6 protein-coding genes, 5 tRNA genes and 3 rRNA genes are annotated in these 14026 nt (G+C 57.7%); 7 read left to right on the top strand and 7 right to left on the bottom strand.

From position 1 onward, the window contains the following. Positions 1–50 precede the first annotated feature (50 nt). From D1159_RS10670 to metA, 4 genes are all read right to left on the bottom strand, one after another. A tRNA-Sec gene (locus D1159_RS10670) sits at positions 51–146 on the bottom strand. A gap of 232 nt (positions 147–378) precedes the next feature. Continuing rightward, a complete protein-coding gene (selB, locus tag D1159_RS10665) occupies positions 379–2289 on the bottom strand; it encodes a selenocysteine-specific translation elongation factor (protein ID WP_161845650.1) in 1911 nt (636 codons plus the stop codon). A 27-nt stretch (positions 2290–2316) separates the two neighbouring features. Continuing rightward, positions 2317–3726 (bottom strand): L-seryl-tRNA(Sec) selenium transferase, encoded by a 1410-nt coding sequence (gene selA, locus D1159_RS10660; protein WP_161845649.1) that lies wholly within the window; start codon positions 3724–3726, stop codon positions 2317–2319. A gap of 95 nt (positions 3727–3821) precedes the next feature. Further along, positions 3822–4736: a homoserine O-succinyltransferase gene (gene metA / locus D1159_RS10655; RefSeq protein ID WP_161845648.1), complete on the bottom strand. Its 915-nt coding sequence runs from the start codon at positions 4734–4736 to the stop codon at positions 3822–3824. 570 nt (positions 4737–5306) lie between these two features. Here metA and D1159_RS10650 point away from each other — a divergent pair. The 7 genes from D1159_RS10650 (at position 5307) to rrf (ending at position 11173) form a co-directional block, all read left to right on the top strand. Beyond that, a 16S ribosomal RNA gene (locus D1159_RS10650) occupies positions 5307–6838 on the top strand. A 105-nt stretch (positions 6839–6943) separates the two neighbouring features. Continuing rightward, positions 6944–7019: transfer RNA gene (locus tag D1159_RS10645), tRNA-Ala, on the top strand. 33 nt (positions 7020–7052) lie between these two features. Further along, positions 7053–7129 (top strand) — tRNA-Ile (locus tag D1159_RS10640). A gap of 388 nt (positions 7130–7517) precedes the next feature. Then, positions 7518–10361, top strand: a 23S ribosomal RNA gene (locus D1159_RS10635). A 158-nt stretch (positions 10362–10519) separates the two neighbouring features. Further along, a tRNA-Lys gene (locus D1159_RS10630) sits at positions 10520–10595 on the top strand. A 152-nt stretch (positions 10596–10747) separates the two neighbouring features. After that, a tRNA-Glu gene (locus D1159_RS10625) sits at positions 10748–10822 on the top strand. 235 nt (positions 10823–11057) lie between these two features. Next, positions 11058–11173, top strand: a 5S ribosomal RNA gene (gene rrf / locus D1159_RS10620). The 16S, 23S and 5S rRNA genes sit together here with 4 tRNA genes alongside, the layout of an rRNA operon. A 102-nt stretch (positions 11174–11275) precedes the next feature. Here the strand turns inward: rrf and D1159_RS10615 are convergent. The 3 genes from D1159_RS10615 to sfsA form a co-directional block, all read right to left on the bottom strand. Beyond that, entirely contained in the window at positions 11276–12280 is a 1005-nt protein-coding gene (locus tag D1159_RS10615) for an asparaginase (protein ID WP_161845647.1), read from the bottom strand. Beyond that, positions 12277–12882 (bottom strand): NAD(P)H-dependent oxidoreductase, encoded by a 606-nt coding sequence (locus D1159_RS10610; protein WP_161845646.1) that lies wholly within the window; start codon positions 12880–12882, stop codon positions 12277–12279. The genes D1159_RS10615 and D1159_RS10610 overlap by 4 nt, the downstream gene beginning before the upstream one ends. 233 nt (positions 12883–13115) lie before the next feature. Continuing rightward, positions 13116–13799 (bottom strand): DNA/RNA nuclease SfsA, encoded by a 684-nt coding sequence (gene sfsA / locus D1159_RS10605; protein ID WP_161845645.1) that lies wholly within the window; start codon positions 13797–13799, stop codon positions 13116–13118. Between the last annotated feature and the right edge of the window lie 227 nt (positions 13800–14026).

Below are 14026 nucleotides of genomic sequence, written 5' to 3'. Positions count from 1 at the left end.
CCTGAAAAAATAAGGGCACACACTGCAATTACAGTGCGTGCCCTTGCTGCTGGCGGGAACAGGTAAGAATCGAACTCACCAAGGCGGGATCGCCGCCCTCTACGGTTTTGAAGACCGCGGGGCTCACCAGATACCCTTCTGCCCCCATATCCCCTATTATGCCGCCGGGGATGTCTTTCATCCACGGCAAAAAATATTATAGCCGAAAACAGGGGAAAGATCAATTTCCATTTCTAAATAAAGAATATTCACAACCGGATTAGGTCTTGTTTGACAACTGGCGCAGCGCCAGGTGGAGAGGGATTTTTTAATGCGGTATGGCAAAAAAACGCTGCTTGGGCGTTGTGGCTTTTTTCAAACAAGGGCCTGGAGGGCGGGCTATCCCTCCGGACGCTTGAGGAGGGTGCGCACGTCGCCGGTCTTGCGGGTGATCCCGGCGCTGTCCCAGTACTCCAGCAGGGCCAGGGCATACTTGCGGGAGACCCCCAAGGTGTCCCGAAATTCGGCCAGAAGCAGCTCCGGCTTCCGCTCGAAGAGGGAGAGCAGGCCGGCCACGGCTTTTTGATAAAAATCCCGGCGGAGGAGGATCTGGGGGGTGAGGGCCACCAGCGCCCCGTCGTAGAGCAGGCGGGTGACTACCTGACGGGCGCCCTCCTGCTTCTTGCCGAAGGGGGCGAGGATATCATCCAGATTGTCGGGGGCCAGGGCGGCCTTGCCGTACTGGTCCAGAAGCTGGTCCTTCAGGCCGGTATAGAAGGAATTCCACACCACCTGGAAGTCCGGCAGGGCGATGGTGGGGCCCTCCAGCCGGAGGCCCCGGTGAGCGGCGTAGTAGCCCACCAGGGCGTCCACCGCGGCGGGGGAGGCGGAGGGGAGCAGCTTGTTGCGGAACTCCCCACGGTTCATGCCGGGCTGGAGGGGCTGGGCCCTATGGTAGTCGCCCAAAAATTTGACCGCCTTGTCCCACAGGGCGTCCACCGTGTCGTGGCTGGCGAAGCGGCCCCCCAGCTCCACCACCTGGCCCTGCTCGATGAGCTCCGCCAGGGCCTCCTCCAGCTCTGCCTCGGTGAGACCGGCGGATTTGGCCAGGTCGTGGCGTTTGGGCAGGCCGGCCCCCGCCTGACGCAGAGCCTCTGTCACCTGCTTCTCCGACGAGCCGGAGGCCCGGGCGGCCAGCCCCTCCAGCACCTGGGGGTCCGCCCGCTTGTGGCGGCCGGGACTGGCGTTGAGGATGACGCCGCCCCCTACCGTCACCGTGGGGGAGAAAAAGCGTACCACGTAGTGGTCCCCGTTCTTCACCGCCACCGCCTCCTGGAAGCGGAGCTGGGCAAAGCCGGTCTCCCCGGGCTCCAGGGTGTCCCGGCCCAGAAGGACGCATTTGCAGATTAGCTCCCGGCTGCCGTGGTGGAAATGGAGCCTGGTGTCGTTTTTAATCGAATAGGGGGCGTCCCGCAGCACCATGAGCTGGACATCCATCTGCCGGGAGAGAACCATGGAGCCGGGCTTGGCAATGGTGTCCCCCCGCTTGAGATGGGCCTTTTCAATGCCGGACAGGTTTACCGCCACCCGCATTCCGGCGGTGGTGCGCTCCTCCGGCTGGTCGTGGTTTTGCAGGCCGCGGATGCGGGCTTTCCGGCCGGCAGGGTAGACGCACACCTCCTCCCCCAGAGCCATGGAGCCCTCCAGCAGGGTGCCGGTGACCACGGTGCCGAAGCCGTCCACAGAGAAGACCCGATCCACCGGCAGGCGGAAGGGCCGGTCCTGATTGCGCTGCTGGGCGCCGTCCACCAGGCGGACAATGAGCTCCTTCAGCTCCTGAATGCCCTGGCCGGTGTAGGAGGATACGGCGATCATGGGCGCGTCCTGGAGAAAGGTGCCTTGGACGGTTTCCCGGGCCTCCTCCTGGATGGCCTCCAGCCACTCCTCCTCCACCATGTCCGCCTTTGTGAGGACGATAATACCGTTCTGCACCCCAAGAAGGGAGAGAATGCCCAGATGCTCCCTGGTCTGGGGCATGAAGCCCTCGTCCGCGGCGATGACCATGAGAACCACGTCCATGCCAGCGGCGCCTACCAGCATATTGCGGATAAACTTCTCGTGGCCGGGGACGTCGATGATGCTGGCGGTCTGTCCGTTGGGCAGCGTGAGCTGGGCAAAGCCGATCTCAATGGTAATGCCACGCTTCTGCTCCTCTTTCAGGCGGTCGGTGTCCACCCCGGTGAGCGCCCAGGTGAGGCAGGTCTTGCCGTGGTCCACGTGGCCGGCGGTGCCGATAATGATATGTTTCATGGGAAGAAGCTCCCTCCTGTACAAATTCTAAACGGGCTGCCCGGCGGAGAACACAGACGCTAAAGCCCGCATAATCTCCGCCCAGTCCTCCTCCGTGAGGGTGCGGGGGTCCAGGACATACTGCTCCCGCCGGACCCGGCCCACAATGGGGGTGGTCCAACCCCGCAGGCGCTGTTCCAGCGCTCCGGCGGACAGGGCGCGGGGGGAGAGTTCCACCACCCAGGTGGGCAGGGGGACGCCGGGGAGACTGCCGCCCCCAACCTCCCCGCTGTCCGGGGCGATGGTAAAGGCGCAGAAAGAACCAAAACGCTCCTCCAGCCGGTCCCGCTGCCGCTGGGCCTGAAGCTTAAGCTCCTCCGGAGTGGTGGTGAGCATGGCCAGGGTGGGGATGCGCTGGGCAGCCAGGGCGGAGTCCTGATAACAGCGCAGAGTGGCCTCCAGCGCGGCCAGAGTCAGCTTGTCAATGCGGACCACCCGGGCGAACTGGTCCTGACGCATCCGGTCCAGGTAGGACTTGCCGCCGATGACAATGCCGGCCTGGGGTCCGCCCAGCAGCTTGTCCCCGGAGAAGCAGACCACGTCCGCCCCGGCAGCCACGCTGTCCTCCACAGTGGGGCCGTGGGGGACGGCCAGCTCGGTGCGGCGGAAGAGGGCGCCGCTGCCCAGGTCGTGGAAGACCGGGACGCGGAGTTCCCGCCCCAGGGCGGTGAGCGCCTCAATGGGGACCTCCTGAGTGAAGCCGATGATTTGAAAGTTGCTGGTGTGGACTTTGAGGAGGATCTCCGCCCCCTGTTCCTCTACCGCCCGGCGGTAGTCGTCCAGGTGAGTTTTATTGGTGGTGCCGACCTCCACCAGAAGGGCGCCGCTGCGGGCCATAATGTCCGGTATCCGGAAGGAGCCGCCGATCTCCACCAGTTCTCCCCGGGAGATCGCCACCTTTTTCCCCGCGGCCAGGGCGGAGAGCATCAAAAATACTGCGGCGGCATTGTTGTTCACCACCAAGGCGGACTGGGCGCCGGTGAGGGAGCAGAGAAGCCCGTCCACGTGGGAGAAGCGGCTCCCACGCCGGCCCGCCGCGATTTCATATTCCAGGTTGGAGTAGCCCCGGGCGGCCTGGTAGACCGCGTTGGCGGCGGTCTCCCCCAGGGGGGCCCGGCCCAGGTTCGTGTGCAGCACCACGCCGGTGCCGTTGATCACCGGCCGCAGGTGGGGCCGGCAGGCCAGCTCCGCCCGGCGCACCGCGTCAGCGGCGATCTGGTCCGCTGTGGGAAGGGCGGTCAAGGCGCCGTCCAGCACCGCCTGGCGCAGGCTGTCCAGCGCCAGGCGGGCCCCGTCCCGCAGGGCGTGGTAGGGGAGGGAGTCCTGAGCCGCCGTCAGGGCGGGGTGGGTGAGAAGCACGTCCATTTTCGGGAGGTGCTGAAGCAAAGACTTGTCCATAAAAGCCTCCAGTCCTGGGCCGCCGGAGTGCGTGACAAGGGCCGCCCGAGGGGGAAATTTGATTCATCGCGATTGCAATTGTATAGGAAAGAAGATTACACCTTGGAGAGATCGTAGGGGGTGGTCTGATAGACATAGTAGTTGAGCCAGTTGGTGTAGAGGAGCTGGCCCGCGCTGCGCCAGCGGACAATGGGGGGCTGGGTGGGGTCATCGCCGGGGAAGTAGTGGGCGGGGACGGCGATGTCCAGACCCTTGTCCACATCCCGCCAGTATTCCCTGGCCAGGGTGTCCGGGTCGTACTCCGGATGGCCCATGATATAGAACCGGCGGCTGTCCTGGGTTTTGACCGCAAAGACGCCAGCCTCCTCAGAGTCGGCAACCAGCTCCAGCTCCGGCCGGGCCAGAATGTCCCGGGGCAGAACCTGGGTATAGCGGGAGTGGGGGGCGAAAAACCGGTCGTCAAACCCACGGAACAGGGGAGAACTGGGCTTTAAGACCCGGTGCTCATAGACGCCGAAGAGCTTATGGGGAAGACTGTGCTTGGCAACGCCGTGGTGGTGGTAAAGCCCGGCCTGGGCCCCCCAGCAGATATGAAGAGTGGAGTGGACGTGGGTGGTGCTCCAGGTCATAATCTCGCAAAGCTCCGGCCAGTAGTCCACCTGGTCAAACTCCATATTCTCCACCGGCGCGCCGGTAATGATCATGCCGTCATACTTGCGGTCCTTCACTTGGTCAAAGGTGGTATAGAAGGAGGCGAGATGGGTTTCGTCTGTATGGCGGGAGATATAGCTGCTGGTCTGCAAAAGCTCTACCTGAATCTGAAGAGGGGTGTTGGACAGCTTGCGGAGAATCTGCGTCTCAGTGACGATCTTTGTGGGCATCAGATTGAGGATCAAAACACTCAGAGGGCGGATGTCCTGGTGCATCGCCCGGTACTCCGTCATGACAAAGATGTTTTCTCCCTCCAAAACCGCCCGGGCAGGCAGAGAGTCGGGAATGCGAATGGGCATGGCCGATACCTCCATTTTACAGTGTTGGACCGATTGTATTATGTAATAGCGTACCACATTTAATATAGAGGCGCAACCGCGGGTTTTTAGGGGACATATCCCGTAAAAAAGAAAAGGGAGGAAAAAGTCGAAGAAAGTAGTTGACAAAGAGGAGGAGAGCTGTTATACTAGCGAAGCGCCTTGAGGGAGAGCAGTTTTGGAAGGGACAGAGCGGCGGAAAGCAAGAGCGGTTCTGGAAAAAAGGGCTTGACAAGCTGGCGCGAGTGTGGTAAACTAAGCGAGTTCGCATCGCACGGCGAGTTGGATGAAAGTGCGGAAGGGCCTGGAAAAGAGGCTGAAAAAAGCACTTGACAGCGAGCGCGAGATGTGATACAATAGCGAAGCACCGCAGTAAGCGGTAGGGCGTGTACCTTGTAAATTAAACAACGTGAAGAAAACACGAAGCACCAGAGGACAAGAAGTCCTTTGCAAGCAAAAGAGTTTGTGAAGGGGACTTTAAGAAATTTCTTTGAAGCTAAGGAAAGCTTCGATAAGATGATTTAAGCGGCTGGAAGGCTGTTTAGATACCATTTTATTGAGAGTTTGATCCTGGCTCAGGATGAACGCTGGCGGCGTGCTTAACACATGCAAGTCGAACGGAGAGCCCGGGAAGGAGTTTTCGGACAACGGACTGGGTATCTTAGTGGCGGACGGGTGAGTAACGCGTGAGTAACCTGCCTGGGAGTGGGGAATAACACAGAGAAATCTGTGCTAATACCGCATAATGCAGTTGAGTCGCATGGCTCTGACTGCCAAAGATTTATCGCTCTTAGATGGACTCGCGTCTGATTAGCTGGATGGCGGGGTAGAGGCCCACCATGGCGACGATCAGTAGCCGGACTGAGAGGTTGGCCGGCCACATTGGGACTGAGACACGGCCCAGACTCCTACGGGAGGCAGCAGTGGGGAATATTGGGCAATGGGCGCAAGCCTGACCCAGCAACGCCGCGTGAAGGAAGAAGGCTTTCGGGTTGTAAACTTCTTTTATCAGGGACGAAGCAAGTGACGGTACCTGATGAATAAGCCACGGCTAACTACGTGCCAGCAGCCGCGGTAATACGTAGGTGGCGAGCGTTATCCGGATTTACTGGGTGTAAAGGGCGTGTAGGCGGGAATGCAAGTCAGATGTGAAAACTATGGGCTCAACCCATAGCCTGCATTTGAAACTGTATTTCTTGAGTGCTGGAGAGGCAATCGGAATTCCGTGTGTAGCGGTGAAATGCGTAGATATACGGAGGAACACCAGTGGCGAAGGCGGATTGCTGGACAGTAACTGACGCTGAGGCGCGAAAGCGTGGGGAGCAAACAGGATTAGATACCCTGGTAGTCCACGCCGTAAACGATGGATACTAGGTGTGGGGGGACTGACCCCCTCCGTGCCGCAGTTAACACAATAAGTATCCCACCTGGGGAGTACGATCGCAAGGTTGAAACTCAAAGGAATTGACGGGGGCCCGCACAAGCGGTGGAGTATGTGGTTTAATTCGAAGCAACGCGAAGAACCTTACCAGGGCTTGACATCCTGCTAACGAAGTAGAGATACATCAGGTGCCCTTCGGGGAAAGCAGAGACAGGTGGTGCATGGTTGTCGTCAGCTCGTGTCGTGAGATGTTGGGTTAAGTCCCGCAACGAGCGCAACCCCTATTGTTAGTTGCTACGCAAGAGCACTCTAGCGAGACTGCCGTTGACAAAACGGAGGAAGGTGGGGACGACGTCAAATCATCATGCCCCTTATGTCCTGGGCGACACACGTACTACAATGGCGGTCAACAGAGGGAGGCAATACCGCGAGGTGGAGCAAACCCCTAAAAGCCGTCCCAGTTCGGATTGCAGGCTGAAACCCGCCTGTATGAAGTTGGAATCGCTAGTAATCGCGGATCAGCATGCCGCGGTGAATACGTTCCCGGGCCTTGTACACACCGCCCGTCACACCATGAGAGTCGGGAACACCCGAAGTCCGTAGCCTAACCGCAAGGGGGGCGCGGCCGAAGGTGGGTTCGATAATTGGGGTGAAGTCGTAACAAGGTAGCCGTATCGGAAGGTGCGGCTGGATCACCTCCTTTCTAAGGAGAATTCCGGTGATGAAAGATTGCCGGTAATGTCCTAAGGTCAGGACTTTGGTGCGGAGAGCGGATTCACGTTGTTTAATTTAGAGGGTACACGTAGATGGGGGTTTAGCTCAGCTGGTAGAGCACCTGCTTTGCAAGCAGGGGGTCACCGGTTCGAGTCCGGTAACCTCCACCAGGACTCTCAGGACAATGGACTTTGCGACGACGAGGGCCAATAGCTCAGCTGGTTAGAGCACACGACTGATAATCGTGAGGTCGGTGGTTCGAGTCCACTTTGGCCCACCACCTGCTTTCTTCCGAGAAAGAAAGCAGGCAAAGAAAGCTTTAATCAGGCCGCATTTATGTGGATTCAAGAGTGGATTGAAGCGTCCGAGGGATTGGGTGTTTCAATCTGGCCTTGAAAGAGGGCGGAAGGTCTGTACCTTGAAAACTGAACAATGTAGATTGAAAGTAATGCGAAGCAAGCAACAGAGGGCAAAAAGCAAAAATTGTGGAACAATGGGTAGAAACAATTAAGCCAAATGAACTCTGAGGCCTGCATAATTCTTAGAGAACCGGAGCTTTCCCGAACGAAACCCAACGAAGTGGTTTCGCGAGGGAGAGGAGGGGCAAGGGAGCGGATGAAGTTTTCGGCGCAGCCGGAAACGGAAGGAGCGGACTTTGCCCCGACGAAGGTCAAGCTAATAAGAGCGCAAGGGGAATGCCTTGGCATCAGGAGCCGACGAAGGACGTGACAAGCTGCGATAAGCCTGGGGGAGCTGCACATAAGCGTTAATCCCAGGATTTCCGAATGGGGAAACCCGGCGGAGCAATACTCCGCCAGCGTGCGTTGAACCAAATAGGCGTACGCGGGGAACCGCCTGAACTGAAACATCTAAGTAGGGTGAGGAAGAGAAATCAACCGAGATTCCGCTAGTAGTGGCGAGCGAACGCGGAAGAGGCCAAACCGGAGGATTTATCCTCCGGGGTTGTGGACTGACACAACGGTATGATAGGCTAGGCGAACGGCATGGGAAGGCCGGCCAGAGCGGGTGAGAGCCCCGTAGCCGAAAGCTGAGTGATACCAGTCAGGATCCAGAGTACCGCGGGACACGTGAAACCCCGCGGGAAACCGGGTGGACCACCATCCAAGCCTAAATACTACCTGATGACCGATAGAGGAGCAGTACCGTGAGGGAAAGGTGAAAAGGACCCCGGGAGGGGAGTGAAATAGAACCTGAAACCTTGTGCTTACAAGCAGAGAAAGCACGTTAAGGTGTGATCTCGTACCTTTTGTAGAATGGTCCGGCGAGTTATTGTTACTGGCAAGCTTAAGGTATTGAGTACCGGAGGCGCAGCGAGAGCGAGTCTGAACAGGGCGTATAAAGTCAGTGGCAATAGACCCGAAACCGGGTGACCTATCCATGGGCAGGTTGAAGTGGGGGTAAAACCCCATGGAGGACCGAACGCACGTTCGTTGCAATGACCGGCGATGACCTGTGGATAGCGGTGAAATTCCAATCGAACCCGGAGATAGCTGGTTCTCCCCGAAATAGCTTTAGGGCTAGCGTTGATTTAGATTACCGGAGGTAAAGCACTGAATGGGCTAGGGGCCGATAAGGTTACTGAACCCTATCAAACTCTGAATGCCGGATAATTGATGGTCAGCAGTCAGACAGTGTGAGATAAGTTTCATTGTCAAAAGGGAAACAGCCCAGACCCACAGCTAAGGTCCCAAATACATGCTAAGTGGAAAACGATGTGGAGTTGCGAAAACAACCAGGATGTTGGCTTAGAAGCAGCCACTCATTAAAAGAGTGCGTAATAGCTCACTGGTCGAGTGACTCTGCGCGGAAAATATAACGGGGCTAAGCATGTAACCGAAGCTTGGGCTGCACAGCAATGTGCGGGGTAGGGGAGCGTCGAATATGGGGTGAAGTCGCAGCGGGAGCAGCGGTGGACTGTATTCGAGTGAGAATGCCGGAATGAGTAGCGAGAATTATGTGGGAATCATAATGGCCGAAAATCTAAGGTTTCTTGGGGAAGGTTCGTCCGCCCAAGGTAAGCCGGGAGCTAAGGCGAGGCCGGAAGGCGTAGTCGATGCACATACGGTAGAGATTCCGTAGCCGCCGAACTTTAAGCACGCTGACACTTTGGAATAGGAGAACCCGGGCGTTGGTAGACCCGGGCGTAAGGGACCGAAATATAGTAGGGAAGTCTCCGATGTCCAGAGGCGAGAAAAGGCGTGAGGGATACTAAGGCGCCCGTACCGCAAACCGACACAGGTAGATGAGGAGAGAATCCTAAGGCCAACGGGAGAAGGGTTGTTAAGGAACTCGGCAAATTGGCCCCGTAACTTCGGGATAAGGGGCGCCTCCTACGGGAGGCCGCAGTGAAAAGGCCCAAGCGACTGTTTACCAAAAACACAGGTCTATGCTAAATCGAAAGATGACGTATATGGGCTGACGCCTGCCCGGTGCTGGAAGGTTAAGAGGAGGGCTTAGCCGCAAGGCGAAGGTCTGAATTGAAGCCCCAGTAAACGGCGGCCGTAACTATAACGGTCCTAAGGTAGCGAAATTCCTTGTCAGGTAAGTTCTGACCCGCACGAATGGCGTAACGATTTGGGCACTGTCTCAACAGCCCACCCGGCGAAATTGTTGTACTGGTGAAGAAGCCAGTTACCCGCAACTAGACGGAAAGACCCCATGGAGCTTTACTGTAGCTTAATACTGGAAATCGGTAAATCATGTACAGGATAGGTGGGAGGCATGGAAGCTCGGGCGTTAGCTTGAGTGGAGCCGCCCTTGGGATACCACCCTTGATTTGCTGGTTTTCTAACCTGCGGCCGTGAATCCGGTCGGGGGACACTGTTAGGTGGGCAGTTTGACTGGGGCGGTCGCCTCCAAAAAGGTAACGGAGGCGCTCAAAGGTTCGTTCAGCACGGACGGAAACCGTGCAGTGAGTGTAAACGCAGAAACGAGCCTAACTGCGAGACCGACGGGTCGAGCAGTAACGAAAGTTGGAGTTAGTGATCCGGCGGTATGTGAGTGGAAATGCCGTCGCTCAACGGATAAAAGCTACCCTGGGGATAACAGGCTGATCTCCCCCAAGCGTCCACAGCGACGGGGAGGTTTGGCACCTCGATGTCGGCTCGTCGCATCCTGGGGCTGAATTCGGTCCCAAGGGTTTGGCTGTTCGCCAATTAAAGCGGCACGCGAGCTGGGTTCAGAACGTCGTGAGACAGTTCGGTCCCTATCTGTTGCGGGCGTAAGAGATTTGAAGGGAGCTGTCCTTAGTACGAGAGGACCGGGATGGACGTACCTCTGGTGCACCAGTTGTCCTGCCAAGGGCACAGCTGGGTAGCTATGTACGGACGAGATAAACGCTGAAAGCATCTAAGCGTGAAACTCCCCCTAAGATGAGATCTCTCACTCGAAAGAGGTAAGGCTCGATGTAGACTACATCGTAGATAGGCCAGAGGTGGAAGTGCAGTAATGTATGGAGCTGACTGGTACTAATAAGCCGAGGGCTTGACCTAAGAAGGCAAGAAGGAAGTGCAGGCGCTTGCAGAGCATTATTTGAGAGTACATTGTTCGGTTTTGAAGGTACAGACGGGTTGAGTGAGACCTTGCAGAGAGAGGAAGAGCGGAAAGGTAAAAGCTTTCTTTGCATACTTTCTTTCTCGGAAGAAAGTATGCACCTTTAGCTCAGTTGGTAGAGCAACTGACTCTTAATCAGTGGGTCCCGGGTTCGAATCCCTGAAGGTGCACCAGAGTCCCACTGGGACGTCAGGCGTCCCGGTGGGGCAAAGAAACTCAAATCGAAGCCCAGCAAAGGGGGTTCGATTTGAAGAGGAGGAGCAAGGGAGCGGCATGAGGGATGGCTGAAAGGCATTCTGAATGAAGCGGACTTTGCGACGACGATGGCCCGTTGGTCAAGCGGTTAAGACGGCGGCCTCTCACGCCGCAAACATGGGTTCGATTCCCGTACGGGTCACCAGCTCAGAAGTGCCGCTGACGGCACGAATCCCCGCCTAGGGGCGAGGCTTCTAAGCCTTGCGCGGAACTTCTTCGCTTCCGCATCAAACCCACTGCGTTGGGCTTTGATGCGGGGGAGAAGGAAAGTACTTGACAAGGCGGGAAAATTAGATATAATACTTACTGTGAAAAGAACGGTAAGGAGAAGAAAATGATGGAAGTTTCTTTTGCTTACTTTTCTTTTCAAAGAAAAGTAAGTTGGTGTTGATTGCGGTGAGGGTCCACCCGTTCCCATTCCGAACACGGAAGTTAAGCTCATCTGCGCCGAAAATACTTGGCTGGAGACGGCCTGGGAAGATAGGTAATGCCAACACGGAAAGGACAGATTCGAAAGAATCTGTCCTTTTTCTTTTCTGCAAAGAGGATAAATCAGTCTGCCCCGCCGTTTTATTAATGCGGCGGGGCGGACTGGGTCTTATGGAAGAGTTACTTCTCCAGCTACACTGTGTTCGAAGTAGTCCCGGATTGCATCAGGGGCATTGGTCTGACCCAGAACCCACATGAGCTTGGTGACAGCAGCCTCGGTGGTCATGTCCCGGCCCTGAAGCACACCCTGGGCCAGAGCCCGGCGGCCCACCTCATAAACAGCAAAATTGCTGGGCTCATAGAGACACTGACTGCACACTACCACAGTGACACCGGCCTGCGCCACCCGCTGAAGCTTGGCCACGAGATCCCGGCGGACAAAGTGGAGCCCGCCCGCGCCAAAGGCTTCAATCACAATGCCCTGGTAGTGCATCAGCAACAGGGCGTCAAAGATCTCCGGATCCACCCCGGGGGTCAGCTTCATCAAAAACACCTTGGGGGATAGGGCGTCCCGGAGGACGCAGCTTTCCTCCCCGGTGAGGGGCAGGGCGGCGGGGTTGATGTTCAGCCCGCCGCCGGAGGCCTGGGCCGCATAGGGCCAATTCACACTCTCAAAGGCGTCAAAGCCAGTGGTGCGTATTTTCACCGCCCGGGTGCCCAGAATCACCTTCCGGTTAAAGGCCACAAAGACTCCCCGCTGGCCGCTGGTGGCCATAGCCAGGGCCAGGCGGAGATTCTCCTGTCCGTCAGACAGGGGGTGCTCAATAGGTAGCTGAGAGCCAGTGAGCACCACCGGAATGTCAATTCCCTGAACCATAAAGGACAGGATAGCCGCTGTATAAGCCATGGTGTCAGTGCCGTGGGTAATGACAATGCCGTCGTAGCTTTCCCGGGCGTCAAATACATGCCGGGCGATGATCTGCCACTCCTCCGGCTGGATATTGGAGCTGTCCATGCGCAGGATATCCCGTACTGTGATTTCGTATTGGCTCAGTACGCCAGAGGGGAGCATATCCGTCAGGGCCTCTCCGTCCAGGCCGGGAGCCAAGCCGCTCTGCGTGGGCTGAGAGGCGATGGTACCCCCGGTGGCAAGCAGTAAAATTTTATTTCTCAAAATTGCTCCGCCTCCTCCACGCACCGCTCCAGCGCCTCTGCCATGATCTGCTCCACGTCATTAGTGATGATGTCCAGTCCATCGGCGGAGATGCAGCGGAACTCCGGAATATGCAGCCCGTGACAAATGGCCTTGAGCTGATTGGCCCCCATCTCCAGCCACTGGGTCTCCGGTGTATTGAAATATCCCCCGCGGGTGGTGAGAAAGAGGCATTTTTTCGCCCGGCTCAAGCCGTGGCTGACCCCGTCCGCGTCGTAGTAAAAAGTGAGGTTTTTGCCGGAAATCCGTTCAAAATAGATGCGCAGTACAGAGGGGAAGGACTGCTCCCAGAAAGGGGCGGCAATGACCAGCTTGTCTGCGCTGGTGAACTGGTGGGACAGGGCGAACACGGGGTCATCGGTCTTTCCCGCCTCCAGCAGGGCCTCCTGGGCGGCGAAGGTGTCGGCGTAGAGAGGCTCGATGCGTTCCCGGCCCAGATTACGCTCAATAATGGTATCCTCCGGGTGGAGGGCGGTGTACCGGTCCAGAAAGCAGCGGGCCAGACGCAGGCTGCGGGACTGCTCTTCCCGCAGACAGGCGTTGAGAAACAGAACTGTAGGCAAATTGATCACGCTCCAAGTTTCATTTGTACTACTATTGTAGCAGTATTTGCCGGGACCGTAAAGTCCAGATTTGGCACGGACTGCGGTGGTTCCGTCCTACGCCGGCAGGCTTGAGAAGTTTCGTCCATCAAGGGGGAAGGAACAGCTTCTTCTTGATTTTTGTTGGGAAATTTTTTCGGGAAATAAACGTTATGTATTCAGAGGCTGCCTGGCAAAAAGCGCTCTCGCCCTCTTTACAATTGAATAGGCAGCGGCTGGTCCAATTCCAGGCGGTCCGGCGCGACTTTACAGGTGTAGGCCAGCAGGTCCACGCCCGCCGCCGCAGAGCGCCGCAGGGCGTCGCCGAAAGCGGGGTGGGTACAGTCGTTGGGAGAAAAGTGGACAGCTCGGGCCATCTGGACCACAAAGCAGACCGCCGCCTCATAGCCGGCTCTCCGGCATGACATCAGCTCCTCCAGGTGCTTCACCCCCCGCTGGGTGGGGGCGTCGGGAAAGAGAACCAGGCCCTCCTCCTCCAGCGTGACCCCCTTCACCTCCACAAATCCCCGGCGGTCTGGGCCGGCCTCCCAATAGAAGTCGAAGCGGGAAGAGCCGAACGTGCGCTCCGGGCGGAGCAAGGTAAGATTTTGGACAAACCGTCCCTCCAAAGCCCACTCTTGAAAGACCTTGTTGGGGGCCTGGGCGTCCATATTGATGAGCAGTCCGCTCTTGTCCGCTGCGACGAGATCATATTTGGTTTTTCGGTCAGGATTGGCGCTCTCCTCCAAATAGACGGTACACCCTGGGACCAGAAGCTCCCGGCACCGGCCTGTATTCTTTACGTGGACCACTTCCTCTGCGCCGTTCAGCTCTACATGGGCGATGAAACGGTTGGGGCGGGAGAGGAAACGGGCCTGCTTTATGCTGTGGTACTGCATGGAATCACCTCTGGGGGTGATTTTAACCGATAAGGGGACAAATTGCAAGACGGTTCAGAGGGGATCCCTCCGGGGATGCCCTGCGCGGGCGGCGTCCGGGGCCCTTTCCCGAAAGGGCCCCGGAACCCCAAAGGGCTCAAGGGGGGTCGCCCCCCCTTGAGAATCCCCCATAACGATAGGCCCACCCGGCGCACCGCGCCGGATGACTGCCGTGCCGATGTGCCAGT

The sequence above is a fragment of the Pseudoflavonifractor sp. 524-17 genome, from assembly GCF_009935845.1.
Taxonomy (GTDB): Bacteria; Bacillota; Clostridia; order Oscillospirales; family Oscillospiraceae; genus Pseudoflavonifractor_A.
Note: the sequence above shows the minus strand (reverse complement) of the source record. Positions and strands in the feature narration are given on the sequence as shown.

What these genes read in the sequence shown, in the direction of transcription:
- selB (WP_161845650.1), bottom strand. Translation starts at nt 2,289, where the DNA reads ATGAAACATATCATTATCGGCACCGCCGGCCACGTGGACCACGGCAAG.
- selA (WP_161845649.1), bottom strand. Translation starts at nt 3,726, where the DNA reads ATGGACAAGTCTTTGCTTCAGCACCTCCCGAAAATGGACGTGCTTCTC.
- metA (WP_161845648.1), bottom strand. Translation starts at nt 4,736, where the DNA reads ATGCCCATTCGCATTCCCGACTCTCTGCCTGCCCGGGCGGTTTTGGAG.
- sfsA (WP_161845645.1), bottom strand. Translation starts at nt 13,799, where the DNA reads ATGCAGTACCACAGCATAAAGCAGGCCCGTTTCCTCTCCCGCCCCAAC.